This window comes from Polaromonas aquatica (assembly GCF_042659145.1).
GTDB classification, from domain to species: domain Bacteria; phylum Pseudomonadota; class Gammaproteobacteria; order Burkholderiales; family Burkholderiaceae_C; genus Polaromonas; species Polaromonas aquatica.
Map to the genome: position 1 here is coordinate 303883 of NZ_JBHSRS010000084.1, position 24334 is coordinate 328216.

The following is a 24334-nucleotide window of genomic DNA, read 5'->3' on the forward strand; positions in this document are numbered from 1 at the left end:
AATCTGTCGATATAACCCATAAAGCCAAGGCAATCTTGAACCTCCCCCTCAACATTCCCGGCCTGTCCATCCCCCTGCCGCCGGCCTCACCGCAGTTCATGGACCTCTACAGCCGGCATAAGGCCCAGCCTCCGGGGCTCGCCCTCAGTTCGGTGCAGGAGTTGACGGACGGGCTGCGTGCCCCGGCAGCCAGCGTGAGTCCCAAGTTCTTTTACAACGCACTCGGATCCAAACTGTTTGAGGCCATCACGAAACTGGACGAGTACTACCCAACGCGCACGGAAGCCGGCATTTTTGAGGCATCCTATCCACAAATCGCCGAAGCGCTGGCCGCAGGCGGCGTCCGGTCCCCCTGCCTGATTGACCTGGGCGCGGGCAACTGCGCCAAGGCCGCAGCACTCATTCCCCATCTACAACCGCGGCAGTATGTGCCCGTCGATATTTCGGTAGATTTTTTGAAGGATGCTGCCGGGCAGGTGCAAAACAGCTTTCCCGCGCTCGACATCGTGGGCCTGGGCATGGACTTCTCAAGCGGCCTGGTATTGCCGGAAGAAGTGCAACACCACGATCGGGTCTTTTTCTATCCCGGGTCCAGCCTCGGAAACTTTCATCCCGACCAGGCTTTGCAGTTTTTGCAGCACATTGCCGACCCGGCGCAAGGCAAGGCACGCGGACTGCTGCTGGGCATTGACCTGGTCAAGGACAGGGCCACGCTGGAGGCGGCTTACGACGATGCGCTGGGCGTAACGGCGGCATTCAACAAAAACCTGCTGCTCAACGTCAACGACCTGCTGCAATCGGATTTCGACGTGATTCAGTGGCGGCATGTGGCGCTGTTCAATCAAACCCAGTCACGCATCGAGATGCACCTGGAAGCCATGAGCGAGCTGACAGTTCGCTGGCGCGGCCATGCACGCACATTCGGCGCCGGGGAACGCATCCACACCGAATGCTCCTACAAGTACACGCTGGAGGGCATGGCGGCACTGCTGCAGCAGGCCGGATTCCGGCATGTCCAGTACTGGACCGACCCGAAACAGTGGTTTGCGGTGTTCTGGGCGGCTGTTTAAGCCCTCCCGGCACGTTCAAGGGCAGTTTTCAGTATAAAAAGTGCCCGTAGCCAAGGAGGAATGAGCGCAGCCAGCTATCAATTAAGTAGCAGGCTGCGGCAGTTTCCGGCTGTCAGGCGCGCTCGCTCACCCAGGCCTGGACAGATTTCAGCGCATCGCCGAGTTTGGAGGCATCGGTGCCGCCCGCCATGGCCATGTCGGCCTTGCCGCCGCCCTTGCCGCCCACCTGCTGGGCGACAAAGTTGACCAGTTCGCCGGCCTTGACCTTGCCCACGCTGTCGGCCGTGACGCCTGCCGCGATCTGGACCTTGTCGCCATCCACGGCGGCCAGCACGATGACAGCGGTTTTCAGCTTGTCCTTGAGCTTGTCCATGGTGTCGCGCAGGGTCTTGGCGTCAGCGCCTTCGAGGCGTGCAGCCAACACTTTCAGGCCCTTGACATCAACGGCCTGCGCCATCAGTTCATCGCCCTGCGACGATGCGAGCTTGCCCTTGAGCGCCGCGATTTCCTTTTCCAGCGACTTGACCTGGTCCAGCACCTGGCCAATGCGGTTCTGCAAATCGGCCGGGCTGGCCTTGAGCGAGCCTGCTGCGGCCTCAACCGTTGACTCCAGCGACTGCAAATAGGCCAGCGCGTTCTCGCCGGTCACCGCCTCGACCCGGCGCACGCCGGCCGCCACACCGCTTTCGGCCACAATCTTGAACAGGCCAATGTCCCCGGTGCGGCCGACGTGAACGCCGCCGCACAGCTCCTTGCTCGAGCCTATGGTCAGCACGCGAACGGTTTCGCCATACTTTTCACCGAACAGCATCATGGCGCCGGTTTTTTGCGCGGCCTCCATGTCCATCACGCTGGCATCGGTTGCCACGTTGGCCAGGATCTCGGCATTGACACGCGCTTCGATCTCGCGAATCTGCTCATCCGTTACAGGGGCGTTGTGGGTAAAGTCAAAACGCGTGCGCTCGGCGTTGACCAGCGAACCCTTTTGCTGCACATGCTCGCCCAGCACTTCACGCAAGGCCTTATGCATCAAATGCGTGGCGCTGTGGTTGCGCACGGTGGCCGCGCGCACGGCCGTATTAACCGCCGCCGTCACATGGTCGCCCACGCTCAGCGTGCCTTGCTCCAGCATGCCGTGGTGGCCAAACACATCGGCCTTGATCTTCTGTGTGTCAGCCACGGCAAAGCTGGCCGAGCCGCTGGTGATGGTGCCTTCGTCACCAACCTGGCCGCCGCTCTCGGCGTAGAACGGCGTCGTATCCAGCACCACCACACCGGCTTGACCATGTTTTAGCGTTGCAACGCTGGTCCCGTCTGCGTAGAGCGCTACGATTTTTGCAGTCGCCTCCAACTTGTCGTAGCCGACGAAGTCGTTGCTGGCACCGCTGTAATCGAGCGCCTTGTCCATCTTGAACTTGCCGGCGGCGCGAGCCTGTGCCTTCTGTTTTTCCATGGCCAGCTTGAAACCGGCTTCGTCCACCTGCACGTCGCGCTCGCGGCAGACGTCGTTGGTCAGGTCCAGCGGGAAGCCATAGGTATCGTGCAACTTGAAAGCCACATCACCCGGCAGTACCCTGACGCCATTGGCCAGGGTGATGTCCAGGATTTCCATGCCGTTGGCCAAGGTCTCGAAGAAGCGCTCCTCTTCGGTCTTGAGCACTTCTGTGATGCGCTGCTCCTGCTCACGCAGTTTGGGGTAGGCCTCGCCCATGACTTTCACCAGATCCGCCACCAGCTTGTGGAAGAACGGTGTCTTCTTGCCCAGCTTATAGCCATGGCGGATGGCGCGACGCACAATGCGGCGCTGCACGTAGCCGCGGCCCTCGTTGCTCGGGATCACGCCATCGCTCACCAGGAAGGCGGTGGCGCGGATGTGGTCGGCGATCACGCGCAAGGACTTGTGGTTCAGGTCCTGTTCACCGGTCTCGCGGGAAGCCGCCTTGATGAGCGCGGCGAACAGGTCTATCTCGTAATTGCTGTGCACATGCTGCAGGATGGCGGCCAGGCGCTCCAGACCCATGCCGGTATCCACGCAGGGCGCAGGCAGCGGTTTGACCGAGCCGTCTTCGGCCATGTCGAACTGCATGAACACGTTGTTCCAGATCTCGATGAAACGGTCGCCGTCTTCATCCGGGCTGCCCGGCGGGCCGCCGGGGATGTGGTCACCGTGGTCGTAGAAAATTTCCGAGCAGGGGCCGCAGGGGCCGGTATCGGCCATCATCCAGAAGTTGTCGGACTTGTAGCGCCCTCCCTTGTTGTCGCCGATGCGGATCACACGCTCGGGCGGCAGGCCGATTTCTTTTGTCCAGATGTCGTAAGCCTCATCGTCCTCTTGGTACACCGTGGCCAGCAGGCGGTCCGCCGGCAGCTTGTACACCTCGGTCAGCAATTCCCAGGCCCACTTCAGCGACTCCCGCTTGAAATAATCGCCAAAGCTCCAGTTGCCCAGCATTTCAAAGAAGGTGTGGTGGCGTGCGGTGTAGCCGACGTTTTCCAGGTCGTTGTGTTTGCCCCCGGCGCGCAGGCAGGCTTGCACGGACGTGGCGCGCACATAAGGGCGCTTGTCGGTCCCGAGGAACACGTCCTTGAACTGCACCATGCCGGAGTTGGTGAACATCAGCGTCGGGTCGTTGCCGGGCACCAGTGAGCTGGAGGGCACAACCGTATGGCCCTTGGATGCAAAGAAGTCCAGAAAGGTCTTGCGGATGTCGGCGACGGAGAATGCAGGCTGAGAAGTGGGAAGGCTCATGTTGTTGGGAGAGCATTCCCACACCGGTCCGCGAATGCAGGGCGCAGGTGAATGCTTTATTGACCAGAATCCTGAATTATAGGTTTTGGCATGCCTCCCGCCGCCTGCGCGACGTTTGGCCGGGATTCGCGAGCCGTCCGCCCGTCAGCCCGCGCCAAACCGCCCTGCAGTCAACCCCTCAATATCGATATCGGGGCTTTTGCCGGACACAACATCGGCCACGATACGGCTGGTGCCGCAGGCCTGCGTCCAGCCGTTGGAGCCATGGCCGCTGTTCAGGAAGAGATTGGGCCAGCGGGTCTTGCCCAGGATGGGCGGGCCGTCGGGTGTCATGGGTCGCAGTCCGGCCCAGAAGGACACCTGGTCAAAATCAAGACCCCGGGGGAATATTTCCCGGACGACCCGTACAAGAAGGTCCTTGCGCGAAGGCACCAGTGAAAGGTCATAGCCCGTCAGTTCAGCCATGCCCGCCGCGCGAATGCGATTGCCAAGCCGTGAAATCATCACCTTGTTGTGCTCATCCATGATGGCAGCCCGGGGGGCCAGCGCCTCGTCGGTCACCGGCACTGTGATCGAGTAGCCCTTCAGGGGATAAATGGGCAGCCTGATGCCCAGCGGGGCCAGCATGAGGGGCGCATAACTCCCAAGTGCGACAACATAGGCATCGCTTTGCAACAGGCTGCCCGCGCCTGCCGCCGTCGCTGCAGTCCTGACGCCGGTGATGGCGCCAGCATCATGCGCAATGGCTTCAACAGCCGTGTTGTAGAGAAATGAAACGCCCCGGGCTTCAAGCCAGGCACCCAGGCTGAGCACAAACCGGTGGCTGTCGCCGGAAGCATCCAGCGGCAGGTGCAGCGCCCCCGCCACGCCGACGGTACTGTGTGCCAGGGCGGGCTCCACAAGGTTCAGCCCGGCAGCGTCCAGCATGCGCCACGGCACGCCGAACTCCGCCAGGGCACGCGCTGACGCATGTCCCATTTCCAGCTCGGCCGCGGTACGGAACAGCTGCAGCACACCATCGGCATGAAAATCAAAACCCGTCAGCGCGGTGCTGTCTACCAGGTCTTTCAGGCAGGCCATGCTGTAATGCGCAACTTTTTGCATGCGCAATTTGTTGACGCGAAAGCTCTCCGTATTGCAATTGGCCAGCCACAGCCTGAGCCACTGCAGCTTGCGAATCTCGGGCTTGAGGGAAAAGCGGATGGGCGAGTCGCCTTGCAGCGACATCTTCAAGACCTTGGAAACCATGCCAGGCGCCGCCCAGGGACCTGCAAAACTGGGGCAAAGGCCCCCGGCGTTGCCAAAGCTGGTTTCAAACCCCGGCCCCGCCTGGCGATCAAGCACCGTCACTTCATGCCCATCGCGCCACAGGTAATAGGCGGTGGTGACGCCAACAACGCCGGCGCCCAGGACGAGGACCTTCATCTGGCGGACCTCAATCTATGGTGATATTCGCTTTGTCGATGATCACCTGGTAGCGGGCCATTTCAACGTTGATGTACTTCGCGAAATCCGATGAGCTCTTGTACGCCGGATCGAATCCGCGCTCGTTCAGGTACTTTTTCATGTCCGGCGACTGCATGATCTTCGAGGATGCGGCCTCGAGTTTCAGGCGTATCGGCTCGGGAATATTGGCCGGGGCCCACAGGCCGTACCAGGAATAAAACTCGAAGTCCTTGAGGCCGGACTCGCGCATGGTCGGCACATCCGGCAGCAGCGGGCTGCGCTCACGTCCGGTCACTGCCAGGGCCCGGAGTTTTCCCGCCTTCACTTGCGGCAGGGAGGACAGCATGGGGTCCATCATCCCGGAGGTCTGGCCACCGACCAGGTCCTGCAAGGCAGGCGCGGCACCCTTGTACAACACGATGGGGATTTGAAGCGGGGAGAGTCCGGACTCATAGAGGAACTGGGCAATGCCAAGGTGGCCCGCAGAGCCAAAACCGCTGGTTCCGAAGTTGTAGGCTTTCGGTGATGCCTTGACCTTGGTGATCAGCTCCTGCACCGTGTTGGCGGGCACCTTGGGGTTGACGCTGAAAATAAGCGCGCCCTGGGCCAGCATGCTGATGGGCGTGAAGTCCTTCACCGCATCGAACTTGACATTTTTCTTGTAGAGAAGCGGATTGATCGAGTGGATGGAAGCATTGACGTACAGCGTGTAGCCATCCGGCGTAGCGTGGGCCACGGTACCTGCACCAATCATTCCCGACGCGCCGGGACGGTTGTCCACAACGACAGACTCCTTGAGTTCTTCGCGAAGCTTGTCCGCAAAGATGCGCGCAACACCGTCCACCGCACCGCCTGCGGCATGCGGCACCACGATAGTGACAGGGCGCGAAGGATAGCTTGCCTGGGCCATCAGTGGCGCGGTGTGGACAAGGCCTGCCAGGCCCATCAGGGCCAGGCCGCCCTGCGTGAAAGTACGACGATTGAAGCGCATCATGTTTCTCCCAAATTGCTTGCGGTAAAAGAAAAGCTGAAGATTTTTGCCCGACGTTTTTTTCAGTACGTCCCGGGGTACGCACCACCATCGATCAGAATGTTCTGACCCGTGATGTATCCGGTGTGGGCAGAGCAGATGTATGCACAGAGCGTGCCCATTTCTTCGGCTTCGCCGTAACGGCCTGCAGGATTGTTGCTACCCCTCTCCTGCCAGAGCTGGTCAAACGATTTTCCCGTGCTGTCCAGCATGCCTTCGATATGGTGGCGCTGGGCGTCCGTCGCGAATACGCCGGGCAGCAGGTTGTTGATGGTGACGTTGTGCCGCACCGTCTGCCGCGAGAGGCCGGCAACAAAACCCACCAGCCCGGAGCGCGCGCCGTTGGACAGGCCAAGTTCAAGCTGCGGCGTCTTGACGCTGCGCGAAACGATGTTGACGATGCGCCCGAACCTGCGCTCAATCATGCCGTCCACGGTCCTGCGGATCATTTCAATCGGCCCCACCATCATCGAATCGAGTGCGGCATGCCAGTCTGCGGGCGTCCATTGGCGAAAATCCCCGGGCGGCGCGCCGTCAGCGTTGTTCACAAGGATGTCCGGCGAAGGACATGCCGCCAGTGCGGCATCACGCCCGGCGGGCGTCGTGATGTTGGCCACGACGTAGCGGACTTCATGGCCGGTCTGCGCGGAGATTTCCGCGGCAGCCCGTGCCAGAGTTTCCTCTGTGCGGGCGGCGATGAAGACCTTGACGCCCTCCTGTGAAAGCTGCTGCGCACAGGCACGGCCCATGCCCTTGCTGCCCCCAAACACAAGCGCTGTTTTTCCTTCGATTCCGAGATCCATGCTGAGGCTTCCGTTTGAGCTGGCTGATGATCAGGCGGATTTCAATGCGGCAGAACTCCAGCCGTATTTTTTGTCCAGCTCCAGCTCCTTGATGATGCGCAAGCCCTTGAGCAGGGCTTCGCCTTCCAGGCCTTTCAGGGGTTTACGCAATTCACCGGCGGGCAGGCCCACGGCTTTCATCAGCGACTTGATGGCGACCGGGTTGATGGCGGAATAGGAAAAATGCAGCAGGGAAAGAATCTGCAAATAGGTTTCGCGGAAGCTGATGGATACGTCCGGCGTTGCCCATGGCGTTGAAATCGTGGCCATCTCCGCCGGGGCGATATTGCCGGTCATGTTTGCAGTGCCGTGGCCACCCAGGCTCATGGTCGGGACGACCAGCCCGAGGTTGGGCGAATCGCAGCACATCACGGCCACATCCGTGTTGGCGCGCAACACCTGGGCCACCTGGCCAACGCGTGTTGTGGACTCTTTGTGAACCACATAGTTGGGGTGCTTGAAGATGCGGATCAGGTTGTCCCAATGCAGGTCGGTCTTGACGCGCGGCGGGTTGTTGTAAAGCCCGAGCGGCAGGTCCGTCGCATCGGCTACTTCAAGGAAATAGTCTTCGATATCGGCTTCCGGGCCGCAGATGTAGGCGGGTGCGGCCAGAATCGCGCCGTCAGCACCGTTGGCCTTTGCAAAACGCAGGTAGTCTTTTGTGGTCTCCGTATTGTTGCCGGTGCAGCCGTAAAAGAACTTCATCTTGCCGGTTTTCATCTTCGCGGTTTCCACGATGATGGCCTGGCGCTCCTGCTGCGAAAGCATGGACACCTCTCCGGTGGAACCCATGATGAGCACGGCGCTGGTGCCGTGGTCTTCCTGGAATTTCAGCAGCGTCCGGAACGCGCCAAAGTCGGTGGTTCCATCCTGGTTGAACGGTGTGATGAGGGCAACGAAAGAACCCTCTACTTTCATCTTTGACATGACAAATCCTTCTTTAAATGGCTGCGTTTTTCGCAACCCATGATGGTAGCTGAAGGTACCCTCAGCGCTTAGTAAAAATCCCCATGAGCTTATGCGTATTGCATATCCGCTTTTGCCTCGATGTTTTCAAGCATTGTGAACGCCTGCTCCAGATCGGTGATCAGGTCTTCCGGATCCTCCAGGCCAATGTGCAGGCGCACGCCCTGGCCCGCATACGGCCAGCGTGCCGGCAGGTGTTTTCCGCTGGGCGTGAACGGGATGATGAGGCTCTCGTAACCGCCCCATGAAACACCCAGGCCGAAAAGGCTCAGGCTGTCCACAAAACCTTCAAGGGCCTTCGCCGATACGGGTTTGAGAACCATCGCGAACAAGCCGCAAGCCCCCTTGAAATCCCGCTTCCACAATGCATGGCCGGGATGGCTGGGCAATGCCGGGTGCAGCACAGCCTCCACTTCAGGGCGCGTCTGCAGCCATTGGGCAACCCGCAGGCCGGATTTCCAGTGCTGCTGCAGCCGGACATTCAGGGTGCGAAGCCCGCGCAATGCGAGGTAGATATCGTCAGGGCCGGCCGTCTGGCCCAGGTCATAGGTCGTTTGCTTGATGCGCGGCCACATTTCGCGCGTGCAGGTGACCACACCCAGCATGGCATCGGAATGGCCGACCACGTATTTCGTCGCGGCCTGGATGGAGACGTCCACGCCATGCTCGAAGGGCTTGAAAAACAGGGGCGTTCCCCAGGTGTTGTCCATGACCACGACAGCGCCATGGCGGTGGGCCACGGCCGATATGGCTGGCACGTCCTGGATTTCAAAGGTTTCGGAACCCGGCGACTCCACGTAAACAACCCGGGTGTTGGGGCGCATCAGGCTTTCAATGCTGCCACCCATGACCGGGTCGTAGGCCGTGACTTCAACCCCGTACCGCGACAACACGCGTGTCAGGAAAGTGTGGGTCGGCGAATAGGCACTGTCGGTGAGCAGCACATGGTCGCCGGCGGACAGGAGCGCGGTCAGCGCGGTCGCGGCAGCAGCCAGTCCCGACGGAAAAACCAGGGAGCGATAGCCGCCCTCGATCTCCGCCATGGCTTCCTCCAGCGCATGGGTGGTGGGCGTGCCGAAGCGGCCGTAGGTGCTGACGCCGGCCTCATCATTGGCGCGCGCCTTCTTCTTTTTCTCCCATTCGGACAGCGAGCCGGACAGGATGGTCGATGCCCGGAAAACAGGGGTGTTCACGACCCCTGCAAATCGCTCCGGATGCCGTCCGGCAGTTGTGAGGCGGGTACTTTCTTTCATTGCATGTGCTCTCTTGTTCCTGTGTGCCATGGTGACGGCACGTAACGTGGTGCAAGGTTGATGTGCAACACAGCGAACCCTGCGTATTGCTCAGGAAAGTTTAGGAGTGCCTGCAGCGTACTTTTTTCCTTTTCTGGCAGAATTTCACTGGAGAAACAGAAAAATATTCCTTCTTTATCTTTTAATATGGATAAAAAATCATCATGGATAAAAAAGACCGCACTATTCTTTCGATTCTGCAGAACGATGCCAAGCTGGCGATCAATGAGATTGCCGAACGCGTCAACCTGTCGTCGACAGCCTGCTGGAATCGCATCCAGCGCCTGACCGAAGAAGGCTTCATCCGCCAGCAGGTGTGCCTGCTGGACAGCCACAAAGTGGGTCTGGGTGTAACGGTGTTTGTGTCGATCAAGACAAACCATCATGATTTGAAATGGTTCCGGCAGTTTTCGCTGGGAGTGTGTGATTTGCCGGAGGTGGTGGAGTTCTACCGCATGAGCGGGGACACCGACTACCTGCTGAAAGTGGTGGTGCCCGACATCGCAGGATTTGACCGTGTCTACAAAAAGCTGATACAGATTGCGGAGCTGTTTGATGTCAGCTCCAGTTTTGCAATGGAAGAATTGAAGTACACCACAGCACTCCCCCTGGACTATGTATAACGCTGCCACCGCAGCCTTCCTGGATCATTCACCCATGCCTGCCCATATCGAGCGTTTTCCTTCCCTGTCCCACTGGGGCGCCTTCACCGCCGTCGTATCGGACGGCAAGCTGATCGCTTGCGAACCTTTCGAGCACGACCCGGTGCCGTCGGCGATCCTCCAGTCGATGCCGGGCATGATGCAGTCCCCTTTGCGGATTGCGCGCCCCGCAGTGCGCGAAGGCTGGCTGCATCAACGCGAACACAGTGACCGCACTGCGCGGGGATCTGACCGTTTTGTCGAAGTGAGCTGGGATCTTGCGCTTGAGCTGGTGTCCGGCGAGCTGGCGCGTGTACGCGAACAACACGGCCATGCCTCCATCTTCGGCGGCTCTTATGGCTGGTCGTCGGCGGGCCGCCTGCACCATGCGCGTACCCTGACGCACCGCTTCCTCAACAGCTCCGGCGGCTGTGTCAACCAGGCCGGGAACTACAGCTGGGGAGCCGCGCAATTCCTGCTGCCCCATGTCATTGGCACTTATGCCCCCGTCACCGGCCGCGTCACAGACTGGAAAAACATCCAGGCGCATACCGAGCTTTTCATTGCATTCGGCGGCCTGCCCTTGCGTAATGCGCAAATCACATCCGGCGGCGCCGGCGCCCACAGCACGCAGCAGTGGCTGGAGCGCGCCAAAACCGGCGCCATTGAATTTGTCATCATCAGCCCCACCCGCGCAGACATGCCCGAAGGCCTCAACGCACGCTGGATACCGATACGCCCCAACACGGACACCGCGTTGATGCTGGGAATGGCGCACACCCTGCTTGAATCCGGCAAGCACGACCAGGATTTCCTGAACACCCACTGCGTCGGTTTTGAGCAATTGGCCGCCTACCTGCGCGGCAGCTCCGACGGCCAGGTGAAGAACGCCCTGTGGGCACAGGCGATTTGCGGCGTGCCTGCAGAGGTGATCCGCGAACTGGCACTGAAAGCATCGGCACGGCGCACGATGATCAATTGCACCTGGTCGCTGCAGCGTGCCCACAGGGGCGAGCAGCCCTACTGGACCAGCATCGCACTGGCAGCCATGCTCGGGCAAATCGGCCTGCCCGGCGGAGGCTTTGCTTTTGGCCATGGCTCCATCAACGGCGCGGCCACGCCGCGGCCCGACGTGGCGGCGCCTGAAATGTCCGCGGGCAGCAATCCCATCAAAAAATCCATCCCTGTGGCCCGCCTGGCCGACATGCTGCTGCATCCCGGCCAGCCATTCGACTTCAACGGCAGGGCCGATGTATATCCCGATATCCAGATGGTTTACTGGGCCGGCGGCAACCCGTTCCACCACCACCAGGACCTGAACCGGCTGGTGCGCGGCTGGCAAAAACCGCAGACGGTTGTGGTGCACGACAGCTGGTGGACGCCGACGGCCCGCCGCGCCGATATCGTCCTGCCTGCCACCACCACGCTTGAACGCAACGACATAGGCGGGTCTTCACGCGACCGCTTTGTGCTGGCGATGAAACGCGCATTGGCGCCACACGCACAAAGCCGCAATGACTTCGACATTTATCGGGAACTGTCTGCCCGCGCAGGCTGCGAGCAGGCCTTCACGGAAGGCCGCGATGAAAGCGCGTGGATCCGTTTCATCTACGAACAGATGACTGAAAAATGGCGCGCCAAGGGATTTTCAGCGCCTGGGTTTGACGCCTTCTGGGAAACAGGCCATATAGAGTTGCCCGAGCCGGAGCAGGACTTCATCCTGTTTGAAGCCTTCCGCCAGAGCCCGCAAAGCCACGCGTTGGGCACGCCTTCAGGCAGGATTGAACTGTATTCAGAAAAGATCGCCGCGTTTGCCTACAAGGACAGCCCGCCCCACCCCTGCTGGATTGAGCCGCTTGAATGGCTGGGTGCACCTGAGGCAAAGGATTGGCCCCTGCACCTGGTGACATCGCAGCCAGCCGACAAACTGCATTCCCAGCTTGACGCAGGAACGGTCTCACGTGAAGCCAAGATCCAGTCCCGGCAGCGGGTGCTCATCAACCCCGAAAACGCCCGCCAGCGTTCTATCACGGCCGGCGCCCTGGTGCGTGTTTTCAATGCACGCGGCAGCTGCATGGCAGGTGCGGTGCTGGACAGCAACGTCATGCCCGGTGTACTGGTCATGTCTACGGGCGCGTGGTTCGACCCGGAAAGCAAGACGCTTGAACGCCACGGAAACCCCAACGTTTTAACCATGGATGTTGGAAGTTCCAGCCTGACACAGGCCCCCAGTGCCCTGTCCGCCCTGGTGGACGTCGAGGCATGGACGGGAGAAGTACCGGCAGTACAGGCTTTTGAGATGCCGGTGCTCACGGAAAACAGCCACTGAAAATCAATCCCCACGAGGGTTCTCACAATCGGAGTTGCACATGCCCCGCTTCGCACTGCCTTGCCGATTTGGAGCTATCCTAGACGGTTGTACGAAAACCAGTTACTGCACTTTTTTACGAACGAATACCTCATTCTCATGGACATGAAAACCTCCCCCATTTCCCTGCTCAACGACCCCAGCCTGCTCAAAACCGATGCACTGGTCAACGGTCAGTGGATTGCGGGCCGCTCCCGCTTTGATGTCAACGATCCTTCCACCGGGCTGAAGCTCGCCGACGTGGCCAACCTGGGCGCCCAGGATGCCGAAGCGGCCATCGCAGCCGCCAATGCCGCATGGCCCGCATGGCGCAACAAAACCGGCAAGGAGCGCCACGCCATCCTGCTCAACTGGTTCCAGCTGCTCATGGCCAACCAGGAAGACCTGGCCCGCATCATGACGGCGGAACAAGGCAAACCTTTTGCAGAAGCCAAAGGCGAAATTGCCTACGGCGCCAGCTTTGTCGAATGGTTTGCTGAGGAAGCCAAGCGCGTCAACGGCGAAACCCTGCCCCAGTTTGACAACAACCGCCGCCTGACCGTCATCAGGCAGCCGATAGGCGTTTGCGCGGCCATCACACCGTGGAATTTCCCGCTGGCCATGATCACCCGCAAGGTGGCCCCGGCCCTGGCTGCCGGCTGCCCCGTGGTCATCAAACCGGCCGAACTGACCCCGCTGACGGCCCTGGCAGCCGCTGAACTGGCAATGCGTGCCGGCATTCCTGCCGGCGTGCTGAACGTCTTGACGGCCGACTCGGACAGCTCCATTGCCATCGGCAAGGTCTTCTGCGCCAGCGATACCGTGCGCCATATCAGCTTTACCGGCTCCACCGAAGTCGGCCGCATCCTGATGGCGCAAAGCGCACCCTCGGTCAAAAAGCTCGCACTGGAACTGGGCGGCAACGCACCATTTATCGTCTTTGACGATGCCGACATTGATTCGGCCGTTGAAGGCGCCATTGCCAGCAAGTACCGCAACGCCGGCCAGACCTGCGTCTGCGCCAACCGCATTTATGTGCAGGACGGCGTTTATGACAGCTTCGTCGAAAAATTTGCCGCAAAGGTCAAGGCCCTGAAAGTCGGCAACGGATTTGAAGACGGTGTGGTGCAGGGCCCGCTGATTGAAGATGCAGCCGTGGACAAGGTTCAGCGCCATGTCGATGATGCCCTGGCCAAAGGCGGCAAACTGCTGGCGGGCGGGCACAGGATCAAGGGCCAGTTCTTTGAGCCGACGGTGATCTCCGAAGCCACGGCCGACATGCTGTGCGCCCGGGAAGAAACCTTTGGCCCGTTCGCGCCTGTGTTTCGTTTCAAACAAGAGCAGGAAGCCATTGACGCGGCCAACAACACGGAATTCGGCCTGGCCAGTTACTTCTATAGCCGCGACATCGGCCGCATCTACCGCGTGGCTGAAGCGCTGGAATACGGCATGGTCGGCATCAATGCCGGCGTGATTGCCACGGAGCATGTTCCCTTCGGCGGAGTCAAGCAGTCCGGCCTGGGCCGGGAGGGTTCCAGTCATGGTATGGATGAATACCTGGAAATGAAGTATTTGTGCATGGGCGACATCCTTCGCTGAAAGGCCATCAACATGCCGGTTATTTCCGTCACCCTGCTGCCCGGCTATCCGGCCGATGTTGAAACCCGGCTGGTCGCGCGGCTTGCCACGGCGGCCCGCTCCGTCATTGCCGCATCTCCTGCGGGCACGACCGTCTTCGTGAACCATGCAAACACCTACCAGCGCGACGGAAATGTTTTCAGCAGCGGCGGCCCTGCCCGCCTCGTGGCCAGCGATGTGGTGAAAGGTTTTCTGGAAGCGATGCAGCAGCGCGACCTGGATACCGCGCAATCATTTCTCGCAGGCGGCTTTGCCATGCGTTTTCCCGGCAGCGCTGTCATGCACAGCCTGGCCGAGATGATCGCGTGGGCACGGCCGCGCTACCGCAGCGTTGCCAAGGACTACGAACGCTTCGAGGAGGTCTGGCGTGAAAACGACACCGTCGTGTTTTGCAGCGGCACGCTTCGCGGCACCTGGAACGATGGGCGCGATTTCTCCGGCATTCGTTTTATAGACCGCTTCGAGGTGGTCGACGGAAAAATCACCCGGCAGGACGTATGGAACGACGTCGCGGAAACACTGGCCGCCCAGGCGTAGGCCTGCGGGTCAGTCCGGAACAGGGGCTTGCGCTCAATCGCCAGCCATGGCAGCGACCGCATTAAACGCCAGCCCAAATGACTGGGCCAGTCCATTGCCCGGCAGGTAGCCGTCACCGCCCTGGCCCGAAAGCCCCGCTGCGCAGCCGCCCGCGGCGTACAGGTGAGGTATGGCCTGCCCATCGGCCATGAGCACGCGCCCCTCGCCATCGGTCACGATGCCGCCCTGTGTATGGGCCAGCGAGCCGGTCACCCAGGACGCGCGGTAAGGTGCTGCGAGCGGCTGGGCAAACCTGGCACGCCCCAGTGGATCACTTGAGCCGCTCGCGCTTTCTGCACACTGCACAGCCAATGCAACACTGTCTGCCAGCGCATGCGCGGGCACACCGGCTGCGCGCGCAAGTTCTTCCAGCGTGTCGGCCTCCAGTACCCTGCCTGCTGCCCTTGCGGCCGCATAGGCAGAGTGGTTACCCAGGCGGGCCTCGATGGCCGCATCAAACACCTCAAGTGCAAGCTGCCCCGGCTGGGCCAGCACCTTTGCGGCCAGTGCCGATGGCCCGATGTCTTCGCGGACAAAACGCTGCCCGCTGCGATCAACCATGATGCCGCCCAGCGTCGGGATAGACATGCCAAGCCGCGTGTGCCCCCCCGGATGGGTATGGCCCTGCCCCTGGTAACCATCCATGCCCGCAAGGGCCGCACCCCAAGCGCGCGCCATGCCAATCACCGAGCCGTCATTGGTGGGCGAGCCGCTGTGCAGCGCGCCCGACATTTCGGGAATGAACTCCGTCACCATGTCCGCCGCACCGCCAAAACCTCCACCGGCCAATAGCAGTTGCCGCGCATGGGTGTGCCTCGCCGCATCGATCAGCTCAAAACCTTTTTCCGCACGCTCCATGCGGCTCACCACTACATCGACACGGCAGTCGATCAAGGGGTGCGCGCGCACTGCACGGCGCAGGCAGTCGCTCAGGGCCGGGCCTGATGCCGGCGTCACCGAATGAAAGCGGACAGCACCGTGCCCCGGCGCCGGCACGTCTGCCAGGAAACGGACAGGCATCTGCATGCGTTCAACAAGAAAGGCCACGACCTGCGGCAAGGATTGCGCAACTGGCGCAGCTATGCGCTCATTCACCGAGCTGCCGGCATAGGCGCGCAAGTCGGCCAGCCACTGCCCCGGCGAGTCATCGACGCCCGCCATGGACTGTAGTTGTGAGCCTGCGGCCGGAAACAGCCCGCCGCTCAGCTCAAGGTTGTTGGGCGTGGACCAGAAGGGATCGAACAGCGCCACATGCATGCCGCGGTCAGCCGCACACAGGGCCGCCATCATGCCCGCAGCGCCGGCGCCCAGGATGGCGAGGTCGGTATTTTTAGGATTCATGAAAATGCTGGCACAGGCAACACCGGAATGCCGCCCATTGACGGCCGTTGATACAGCCGTCCGTTGCCTTTATTGCTCAGCCTTGGCGCCCGAAATCTCCACGGCGCGCTTGAATTTCCGAAGCTCACCCTGGTGGAAGGCCGCCGCCTCTTGCGGTGTGGAGCCCACCACGCTTGCGCCCTGCGACTCCAGCTGTGCGCGCACGGCCGGGTCTTCGACGGCGCGGCGCAGTTCGGCGGAAATCTTCGCCACCACGGCGGGCGGCGTGCCTGCCGGCGCCATCAGCAAAATCCATGCGGATGCATCAAAACCGGGCAGGAACTCCGAGACCGCGGGCACCATGGGCAACAGCGGAGAGCGCGCCGCCGAGGTGACAGCCAGCGGCAGCACGGTGCCGGCCTTGATCTGTCCCATGAGAGAAGGCAGGCCCTCCACGCCGGTCTGTACTTCGCCCGCAGCCACCGCCTGGATGGTTGGCGCGCCACCGCGATAACTCACGTGCGTCATCTTCACTTTCGCGTCGGCCTTGATCAGCTCCATCACAAGGTGGCTGGTCGTACCCTGGCCCGATGAGCCGTGCATGACGGCCCCCGGATTGGCGCGGGCGGCGGCAATGAGGTCCGGGATGGACTTGATGGATTGTTTCGGGTTGGCAACCACGACTTGCGGGAAGGACACGATCTGGCCGACCGCGACAAAGTCCTTCACGGCGTCGTAAGGCAGTTTGGAGAAAAGAAAGGGGTTGATGGCCATGGTGCCGGGCGAGCCCAGCAGCAGCGTGTAGCCATCGGGCCTGGCGCGCGCCGCCAGGTCGGTGCCGATATTGCCCGAAGCCCCGGTGCGGTAGTCGATGTTGATGGGCTGGCCCAGGTTCATCGTCATCTTCTGTGCCACCACGCGTGCCACCACGTCAACGGCAGAGCCTGCGGCGAAAGGGTTGATCAGCATAACTGGCCGCGCCGGCCAATCGGTTGCCGCGCCCGCCTGGGCATGTGCGGCCGGCATCGCAAGCGCAGACATCGCAGTCACCGCCGCGAACGCCAAAATGCTCTTTCTCCTGAAATTCATGAGTGCGGTCCTCTTGTGAAATGACACTGGGCAAAAAAGACATGGAAAGCCCATGTTCGCGACCAGTATGCATAGAACCGACAGGACATGTCCATAAGACATTTCATTATGATTTGCCCTCATGTCCGTCGCTACAGAACCACCCAACGAGCACTACCCGCACCTGTTCGCGCCTTTCGAACTCGCCGGCAAGCGCCTTCGCAACCGCATAGTTCACGCTTCGATCTCGTTGCATTTCGGCGCCGAGCGGGGTGCACCCGACGGACTCATCGACTACCACGCCAGCCGTGCGCGCAGCGGCGCAGCCATGATCGTGACCGAGCCCATAGGCGTGGCGGCACACCAGGGCAACCAGCGCATCGTCGCCTGGAACAACAGCATGGCCGGTGACCTGGCACGCTGGGCGGATGCCGTCGAGTCACATGACTGCAGGCTGATCGGCCAGGTACAGGACTCGGGACGCGGCCGCCATGTGCCAGGCCGTTCCTTCAGCGCCATAGGCCCCTCGGCCCTGCCCGACGACATCAGCTGGAGTGTGCCGCATGCGATGTCGGCTGCGGAGATATCGGTCTTTGTCGAATCAGCTGCAGGTGCCTGCCTGCGCATGAAACACGCGGGTTTCTCCGGCGCGGAAATTTCCGCCGGCCATGGCCATCTCTTCCACCAGTTTCTCTCACCGCTGTCGAACCACCGAGAGGATGCCTACGGCGGTGACCTTGCGGGGCGCTGCAGGTTCCTGGCCGAGCTGTGCCTGGCGATCCGGCATGCGTGCGGCAGTAATTTCATACTTGGCGTCAAACTGCCGGGCGACGATGGCGTGCCTGGCGGCATAGGCCCGGTTGTGGCGGCGGCCATTGCCGCACACCTCACATCGCTGGTGCGCGTGGACTACCTCAGCTATGCGCAAGGGTCGCACCACCGCACGCTCGAAATGCACCTGCCCGACGGTGCCTACCCACGACTGCCCTACCTCGCACTGACACGCGAATTGCGGCGCACCACGCCGGAGGTTCCCGTGATGGCGCTGGGCCGCATCACCGATCCGGCCGAGGCAGAAGGCATCCTGGCAGCAGGCGACATTGAGCTCGTGGCCCTGGGCCGCCCGCTGATCACCGATGCCACCTGGCCGCTGAAGGCGCAGCACGGCAAGGCCGGCGATATCCGCTACTGCGTGTCGTGCAACACCTGCTGGAAGGTCATCGTCACGCATACACCGATTGCCTGCGACAACAATCCACGCGCCGGAAAACCCGGCGAAACCGGGGCCCTGCCCCCGGCGGCAATACGCCGCCGCATTGCCATCGCCGGGGCGGGCATAGCGGGACTGGAAGCGGCCATGACAGCAGCCCGGCGCGGCCATGAGGTGACCGTGTTCGGAGCCTCTGCCGAAGTCGGCGGTAAAACGCGGCTGCATGCGGCCATGCCGGTTGCCGAGTCGCTTTCCAGCATTTACGACTACCAGTTTGTGCAAGCCCGGCTTGCGGGCGTACGTTTTGAGCTGGGCCAAATGGTCAGCGCGCAAACATTGATAGACCTTGCGCCCGACGCAGTGGTGCTGGCAACCGGTGCGGCCATGACCTGGCCGCCATGCCTGCCGAAAACCTTGCAGGCGGACGGCCTTGTGCAGGACCTGCGCGAAGCGATGGGCACACTTTCAGGCACCACGCAGCCCCAGGCAGGCACCGCCGTGGTTCTGGACATGGACCACACCGACGGCACGTACTCCGCGATTGAACGCCTGCGCGACCTGTTTGCGCGGGTTGTCGTCCTCACGCCCCGGGAGCGCATCGCAGAAGACACCTCCCTGGCCACCCGTCAACGCGTGCAGCGCCGGTTCCATGAACGCGGCATTGAGGTGATCTGCCTCGTCGAGCCGCAATGGACCACGCTGGTCGAGAATGAAGGAACTCTGCAGTACCGCAGTGTCTTTGGCGGCGAACTGAAAAACATCAACAACCTGGCCTTCTTTGCCTACGCAACGCCTCGCGTACCGGAGCTATCGCTGCTTGAGCCGTTGCGGCAGGCAGGCATGGAAGTCCACACCATCGGCGACTGCAAGGTGGCGCGCGGCGTACTGGAAGCCACTGCGGAGGGCTACGCGGCGGGTCTCGCCCTCTAACCCGTACGATGAATGCCCAGGACAGGCAAAGACGCCCAAACATGCCGGAATATGTTGAAATGCAATACCCCTTTGCTCTGGAGACTCCCCAAATGAACCGCAGACTTTTTATTCAGGCCGGCGCCATCGGTTCGCTGGCTGCCAGCGCTCCTTTTTTGATAGCTGCCCACGCGCAGACAACGCCGGCTGCAGGCCAAAAACGCCAAAGAATCGTGATCCAGGTCAGCGATAACGACCCTGCGAAGTGGAACCTGGCGCTCAACAACGCCAAAAACCTGCAGGAGGACGTGGGCGCGGCCAATGTGGACATTGAAATTGTCGCCTACGGCCCGGGCATAGGCATGCTCAAACTCGAATCACCCACCGGCGCACGCATCGCCGACGCCATGAAGGCCAACGTCAAGGTGCTGGCCTGCGAGAACACCATGCGTGGCCAAAAACTGACCAAGGACGACATGCTGGGCGGCATCAGCTACGTGCCTGCCGGCGTGACAGAAATCATGCGCAGGCAGATTGAGGGCTGGGCGTACTTGCGCCCCTGAAAAACGCAATCCCCGCCAACAGGGTTCAACCCGGCCCTTGTCGCGGCAGGGCCACCGGGCCGCGACCGCCGACAAGCTCCTGCTTGCATGCCCGGTACTCTACCTGCTACCCTCCTGTTCATGCGCATTCTCCTGGTAGAAGACGAAACCGACATGGCAGTGTGGCTGGTGCGCGCGCTCAAGCAAAGCGGCTTCGTGCCCGACCATGCGAGCGATGCAGGCACAGCCGAAGCGCTCCTCGCCACAACGGAATACAACGCCGTGGTGCTGGACCTTCAATTGCCCGACAAACACGGCCTGACCCTGCTTACCGGCATGCGCGAGTCCGGAAACCGTACGCCGGTGCTGGTGCTGACGGCCCAGGGCTCTCTCCAGGACCGGGTACGCGGCCTGAACCTCGGCGCGGATGATTTCCTGACCAAGCCCTTTGAACTCGAAGAGCTGGAAGCACGCCTGGCCGCACTGGTGCGACGCAGCCGCGGCCGTCCGCATGCGCCGCTCCATTGCGCTTCGCTGTCCTGCGACCACGAAAGCCGGGCGTTCACGCTCGCCGGAACGCTGCTGCCGCTGACACCCCGTGAGCATGCGGCCCTGATGGCGCTGCTGCTGCGCAGCGGCACGCCCGTGGGCAAGTCACAACTCTCCAGCAAGGTCTTTCCGCACGACAGCAGCGCCGGCCCCGACGCGATCGAGCTGGTGCTGCACCGGCTGCGCCGCAAACTCGCGGGCAGCGACGTGCGCATCGTCACGGTTCGCGGCCTGGGCTACATGCTGGAAGGCATTGCCCATGCACCCGCCCAGACCTGAACGTAGCCACTTCGGCATCCGGGCACGGCTGCTGACCCTGCTGCTGCCCGGCGTCCTGGCCCTGCTCGCCCTTGACAGCTGGAATGACTACCGCGCCCTTCGCGCCATCGTGGAGGACGCCTACGACCAGTCCATGCTGGAGCCGGTGAACGCACTGGGCAACAGCCTCAGCCTGGCTGCTGACGGGTCCATTCGCGTGAACACGCCTTTCTCGGTGCAGGCCATGTTCGAGGCAACCCGGCCGCAGCACAAGTACCTGTACGTCGGGCTGACGCCGCTGCCTGACGGGCCGGCCGGCAACACCCGGTCCGCCAGTGAGATAACGTTGCTCGGCGTGCCCGATCTGCCGCGCCCCCCCATGCAGCCGGGCGACAACGGTCCGTTCGTCTGGTACGACGCTGTCTACCGTGACCACCCGGTGCGTGTGGTGGCCTTGCATCGCACAGCAATTGACGGGCAGGCCAGGCCGTACCGCGTCCTGATCCAGGCAGCCGAAGGGACGGGTCCGCGCCTGCAGGCACAGGCCGATTCACTGCGGCAGGAACTCCTGCGCGACGCTCGCATGGTCGGCCTGGTGGTTCTGCTTGTCTGGCTGGGCGTGACCTGGTCCTTGCATCCCCTGGAGCGGCTGCGAAAGTCCCTGCTGCAAAGCAAGGGGAGCGACCTGAAGCCACTGGACACCCACGGTGTTCCGCATGAAGTTGCGCCACTGGTTGATGCCGTCAACCAGCATATTGCCAGCTACCGCGACCTGCTGGACCGGCAGTCGCAGTTTCTGGCCGATGCATCGCACCAGTTGCGCACGCCGCTGGCCATCATGCTGACCCAGGCCGGCGTCGCGCTGCGCGAACAAGACCCCGAACAGGTGAGAGAGACCTTGCGCGCCATCGTCGCCCAGATATCCCGCAGCAGGCGGCTGTGCGAGCAATTGCTGTCGCTGGCCCATGCGAGCGATACAACATCGCCGGCCGATGCACCGGGTGTCGTAGACCTCAACACCGTTGCAAGGGACGTGGTGCTGCAATACCTGACGCTGGCCCATGAGAAAAACCAGGATCTGGGCTGGATCGATGCCCGGGAAGCACCAGCCACCACACAGGTTGCAGCCGAAGGCACTCCAGACGATGCATTTCCCCCGTCCAGTCCGGCCCCCGTGGTTCCGGTGCTGGCCACAGGCCCCGAGCTGCACGAGGCGATTGCCAACCTGGTGCACAACGCCATCGTGTACACGCCATCAGGCGGGCACATTACCGTGATGGTGAGTACCCGGGATGGCATGGCCCTGGCCGAAGTCCATGACGACGGCCCCGGCATTGCCATGGCCCGGCGGGCAGAGGTCTTCGAACGTTTCCGCCAGGCCAGCCGGAGCGCCGGCAAAGGCCCGCACGGGGCCGGCCTGGGCCTGTCCATAGCGCGCGCTTACGCCAGGCGCAATGGCGGCGATATAGAGCTCGCAGATATCGCCGCCCCCGGTGCGGGAGCAGGCTCCGGCACCACCGGTTTGCGTGCCATCCTGCGCCTGCCCCTGGCAGCCGGCCGCCAGGGCTGAAGCACAACTCCACACCGGGCCAAACCCCGGCAGGCGCTCGGCATGGGCGCCTGCAGCACGGCTGTCACTCATTAGTGATAACACGTATTTTGAAGCGAACAGGGCAAAACGAAAGCTGATTGGAAGCATCGCTTCATACCATCAAATCCGAACGCTTCATCGGCTGCGTTTTGCATGCCCTGAAAGCGCGGAACAAGACAAACAGGAGACCCGGATGACCCAAATCGCCGTGAACAACAACGCCGCACCGGCACAGCCCTGGAGCAAACCAAAATGAACATGAAAAACCGAAATTTCGTCAGGGGCCTGTGCCTCATGGCGATCGCCCTGCTTTTTGGCGTGATCTCGCTGAAATACACGATAGGCACATTAAGCCGGTCCGGGCCCGGGATGTTTCCCCTGATCGTGAGCTCCTTTCTGTTTGTGATTGGCCTGCTCTCCGTGGTGCGTTCGCACTTCGTTGACCCGGTCCCCCTGAACTACAACATCAAGAACATCACGCTGATCCTGCTCAGCCTTGCAGGATTCGCGGTGATCTCACAGTACCTCAACATGATCCTGGGCATCATATTTCTGGTGTTCTGCTCGACGTTTGCAGGTACCTCGTACTCCGTGGTGCGCAACATCAAGATCTCGCTTGGCCTGATCGCGGTGGCCTTCGCCTTTAAAGACTTGCTGGGCCTTAGCCTGCCCCTCTACTGATGGACGCCCTACACAACCTCGCGTTCGGTTTCGAACACGCGCTGACCCTGCAGAACCTGCTTTACTGCGCGCTTGGCTGCACGGTGGGAACGCTCGTTGGGCTGCTGCCCGGGCTGGGCCCTTTGTCCACCATCAGCCTGTTGCTGCCCCTGACCTATTCCATTCCGACTGGCGGCGCCCTCATCATGCTGGCCGGGATTTACTACGGTGCGCAATACGGCGACAGCGTGAGCGCCATCACCATGAAAATCCCGCACGCGAGCAGCATCGTCGCCTGCATCGACGGCTACCAGATGACGCTCAAGGGCAAGACAGGCCTGGCCTTGTTCACCGCGGGCATTTCCAGCTTCATTGGCGGCACCGTGGCCATCATCGTGCTGTCGACGATGGCGCCGGCCTTGGGTGAGGTCGGTTTCCTGTTCGGGCCGGCCGACTACTGCGCCCTCATGCTGCTTGGCTTTTTCTGCGTGAGTTTTGTCAGCAGCGGCAGCCTGCTCAACGGCCTGGCCATGGCCATGGTTGGCGTTCTCCTGGGAATGGTGGGAACCGACGTGAACAGCGGCGTGGCGCGCTACACCATGGACCTGCCTTTCCTGATCGACGGCATCGGCCTGATCAGCATCGCCCTGGGCTGCTTCGGCATTGCCGAGGTGGTGAAGAACCTCGACAACAAAAACGTGCTCACGCCATTCAACGGCAAGATCAAGCTGATGCCGACCTGGCCCGAGTTCAAACGCATCATTCCCAGCGCCTTGCGCGGCAGCATCATCGGCTCGGTCCTCGGCATCCTGCCCGGCGGCGGCCCCACGATCGCCCAATTTGCGGCCTACGCAGCCGACAAGAAATTCAGCAAATACAAACACGAAATCGGCACCGGCTGCATCGAGGGTGTGGCCGGACAGGCGGCTGCCGACGAGGCGGCGGCACGTACCAGTTTCATCCCGCTCATGGCCATTGGCATTCCCGAAAATGCGGTCATGGCCCTGATGATGGCGGCCTTCATCGTCAAGGGCATACAGCCCGGACCGAACATGATTGCCAGCCACCCCGATTTATTCTGGGGGCTGGTGGCCAGCATGTGGGTCGGCAACGTGTTCCTGGTGGTACTCAACGTGCCCCTGGTGCGCTACTGGCTGTCGGTGTTCAAGATTCCCTATACCGTCCTGTTTCCGGCCATCCTGTTTTTCTGCTGCATCGGCACTTTCAGCATCAACAACAGCCTAGACGACATCTACACCACAGCCGTTTTTGGCTTGATTGGCTATCTGTTCCTGCGGCTGGACATGGAGGCCGCGCCCCTCATGCTGGGCTTCATTCTGGGTCCCATGCTGGAGGAGAATTTCCGCCGGGCAATGCTTCTCAGCCGGGGAAATTTCAACGTGTTCATCAACCGCCCCATCAGCGGCACCCTGCTGACCATGATTGCAATCATGGTTGTGTGGCAAGTGGTGGCATTTGTCCGGAAACTGCAAAAATCGCCAGATCACATCATTCACGATGCCGCAAGCGCACCTGTAGCAACAGGTGGTGTGCCCGTGGTCCCGGCCAAATAACAGCATTTTTCAAGGCCATCACGATGCCCGCAAGACAGGCGGCAGGCGCCTGGGGG

General features: G+C 61.6%; 19 protein-coding genes. 11 read left to right on the forward strand and 8 right to left on the reverse strand.

The features are described 5' to 3' along the window. Window positions 1-35 precede the first annotated feature (35 nt). Window positions 36-1070, forward strand: coding sequence for an L-histidine N(alpha)-methyltransferase (egtD, locus tag ACFQND_RS22620; protein ID WP_371439795.1), 1035 nt, complete (start codon window positions 36-38; stop codon window positions 1068-1070). Window positions 1071-1182: 112 nt separating this feature from the next. On the opposite strand, the gene alaS is transcribed toward egtD, so the two are convergent. The 6 genes from alaS to metC all read right to left on the reverse strand — a co-directional run bounded on the left by alaS (window position 1183) and on the right by metC (window position 9356). Beyond that, entirely contained in the window at window positions 1183-3819 is a 2637-nt protein-coding gene (alaS, locus tag ACFQND_RS22625) for an alanine--tRNA ligase (protein ID WP_371439796.1), read from the reverse strand. Window positions 3820-3963: 144 nt separating this feature from the next. Further along, the gene (locus ACFQND_RS22630; protein WP_371439797.1) at window positions 3964-5244 is read right to left on the reverse strand and encodes a D-amino acid dehydrogenase; all 1281 of its coding nucleotides are present in this window, start codon (window positions 5242-5244) and stop codon (window positions 3964-3966) included. Window positions 5245-5254: 10 nt separating this feature from the next. Then, entirely contained in the window at window positions 5255-6259 is a 1005-nt protein-coding gene (locus ACFQND_RS22635; RefSeq protein WP_371439798.1) for a Bug family tripartite tricarboxylate transporter substrate binding protein, read from the reverse strand. A gap of 59 nt (window positions 6260-6318) precedes the next feature. Continuing rightward, window positions 6319-7098 (reverse strand): SDR family oxidoreductase, encoded by a 780-nt coding sequence (locus ACFQND_RS22640; protein WP_371439799.1) that lies wholly within the window; start codon window positions 7096-7098, stop codon window positions 6319-6321. Between the two features lie 30 nt (window positions 7099-7128). Further along, window positions 7129-8064 carry a 4-hydroxy-tetrahydrodipicolinate synthase family protein gene (locus ACFQND_RS22645; RefSeq protein ID WP_371439800.1) on the reverse strand — a complete coding sequence of 312 codons (936 nt, stop codon included), beginning with the start codon at window positions 8062-8064 and terminating at the stop codon, window positions 7129-7131. 89 nt (window positions 8065-8153) lie between these two features. Beyond that, a complete protein-coding gene (gene metC, locus ACFQND_RS22650; RefSeq protein WP_371439801.1) occupies window positions 8154-9356 on the reverse strand; it encodes a cystathionine beta-lyase in 1203 nt (400 codons plus the stop codon). 203 nt (window positions 9357-9559) lie between these two features. Between metC and ACFQND_RS22655 the strand changes: the two genes are divergently transcribed. From ACFQND_RS22655 to ACFQND_RS22670, 4 genes are all read left to right on the forward strand, one after another. After that, complete coding sequence (locus ACFQND_RS22655) at window positions 9560-10018, forward strand: Lrp/AsnC family transcriptional regulator (RefSeq protein ID WP_371439802.1); 459 nt, start codon at window positions 9560-9562, stop codon at window positions 10016-10018. 34 nt (window positions 10019-10052) lie between these two features. Then, window positions 10053-12365, forward strand: a complete 2313-nt coding sequence (locus ACFQND_RS22660) for a molybdopterin-dependent oxidoreductase (protein ID WP_371439803.1) — start codon at window positions 10053-10055, stop codon at window positions 12363-12365. A gap of 138 nt (window positions 12366-12503) precedes the next feature. Next, window positions 12504-13982, forward strand: a complete 1479-nt coding sequence (locus ACFQND_RS22665) for an NAD-dependent succinate-semialdehyde dehydrogenase (RefSeq protein WP_371439804.1) — start codon at window positions 12504-12506, stop codon at window positions 13980-13982. Between the two features lie 12 nt (window positions 13983-13994). Then, the gene (locus tag ACFQND_RS22670) at window positions 13995-14558 is read left to right on the forward strand and encodes a nuclear transport factor 2 family protein (protein ID WP_371439805.1); all 564 of its coding nucleotides are present in this window, start codon (window positions 13995-13997) and stop codon (window positions 14556-14558) included. A 33-nt stretch (window positions 14559-14591) separates the two neighbouring features. Here ACFQND_RS22670 and ACFQND_RS22675 read toward each other — a convergent pair whose 3' ends face one another. Together ACFQND_RS22675 and ACFQND_RS22680 are read right to left on the reverse strand one after the other, a co-directional pair. Further along, window positions 14592-15938, reverse strand: coding sequence for an FAD-binding protein (locus ACFQND_RS22675; protein WP_371439806.1), 1347 nt, complete (start codon window positions 15936-15938; stop codon window positions 14592-14594). Window positions 15939-16007: 69 nt separating this feature from the next. Beyond that, window positions 16008-17006: a Bug family tripartite tricarboxylate transporter substrate binding protein gene (locus ACFQND_RS22680; protein WP_371439807.1), complete on the reverse strand. Its 999-nt coding sequence runs from the start codon at window positions 17004-17006 to the stop codon at window positions 16008-16010. A gap of 121 nt (window positions 17007-17127) precedes the next feature. On the opposite strand from ACFQND_RS22680, the gene ACFQND_RS22685 reads away from it, so the two are divergent. From ACFQND_RS22685 to ACFQND_RS22710, 6 genes are all read left to right on the forward strand, one after another. After that, window positions 17128-19125 (forward strand): oxidoreductase, encoded by a 1998-nt coding sequence (locus ACFQND_RS22685; protein WP_371439808.1) that lies wholly within the window; start codon window positions 17128-17130, stop codon window positions 19123-19125. A gap of 92 nt (window positions 19126-19217) precedes the next feature. After that, a complete protein-coding gene (locus ACFQND_RS22690) occupies window positions 19218-19667 on the forward strand; it encodes a DsrE family protein (RefSeq protein WP_371439809.1) in 450 nt (149 codons plus the stop codon). 120 nt (window positions 19668-19787) lie between these two features. Beyond that, on the forward strand, window positions 19788-20474 hold the full coding sequence (locus ACFQND_RS22695; protein ID WP_371439810.1) for a response regulator: 687 nt from the start codon (window positions 19788-19790) through the stop codon (window positions 20472-20474). Continuing rightward, entirely contained in the window at window positions 20455-22023 is a 1569-nt protein-coding gene (locus ACFQND_RS22700) for a sensor histidine kinase (RefSeq protein WP_371439811.1), read from the forward strand. The genes ACFQND_RS22695 and ACFQND_RS22700 overlap by 20 nt, the downstream gene beginning before the upstream one ends. A 279-nt stretch (window positions 22024-22302) precedes the next feature. Further along, the gene (locus ACFQND_RS22705; protein ID WP_371440081.1) at window positions 22303-22725 is read left to right on the forward strand and encodes a tripartite tricarboxylate transporter TctB family protein; all 423 of its coding nucleotides are present in this window, start codon (window positions 22303-22305) and stop codon (window positions 22723-22725) included. Further along, complete coding sequence (locus ACFQND_RS22710) at window positions 22725-24278, forward strand: tripartite tricarboxylate transporter permease (RefSeq protein ID WP_371439812.1); 1554 nt, start codon at window positions 22725-22727, stop codon at window positions 24276-24278. Before ACFQND_RS22705 ends, ACFQND_RS22710 begins: the two co-directional genes overlap by 1 nt. The last annotated feature ends 56 nt before the right edge of the window (window positions 24279-24334 follow it).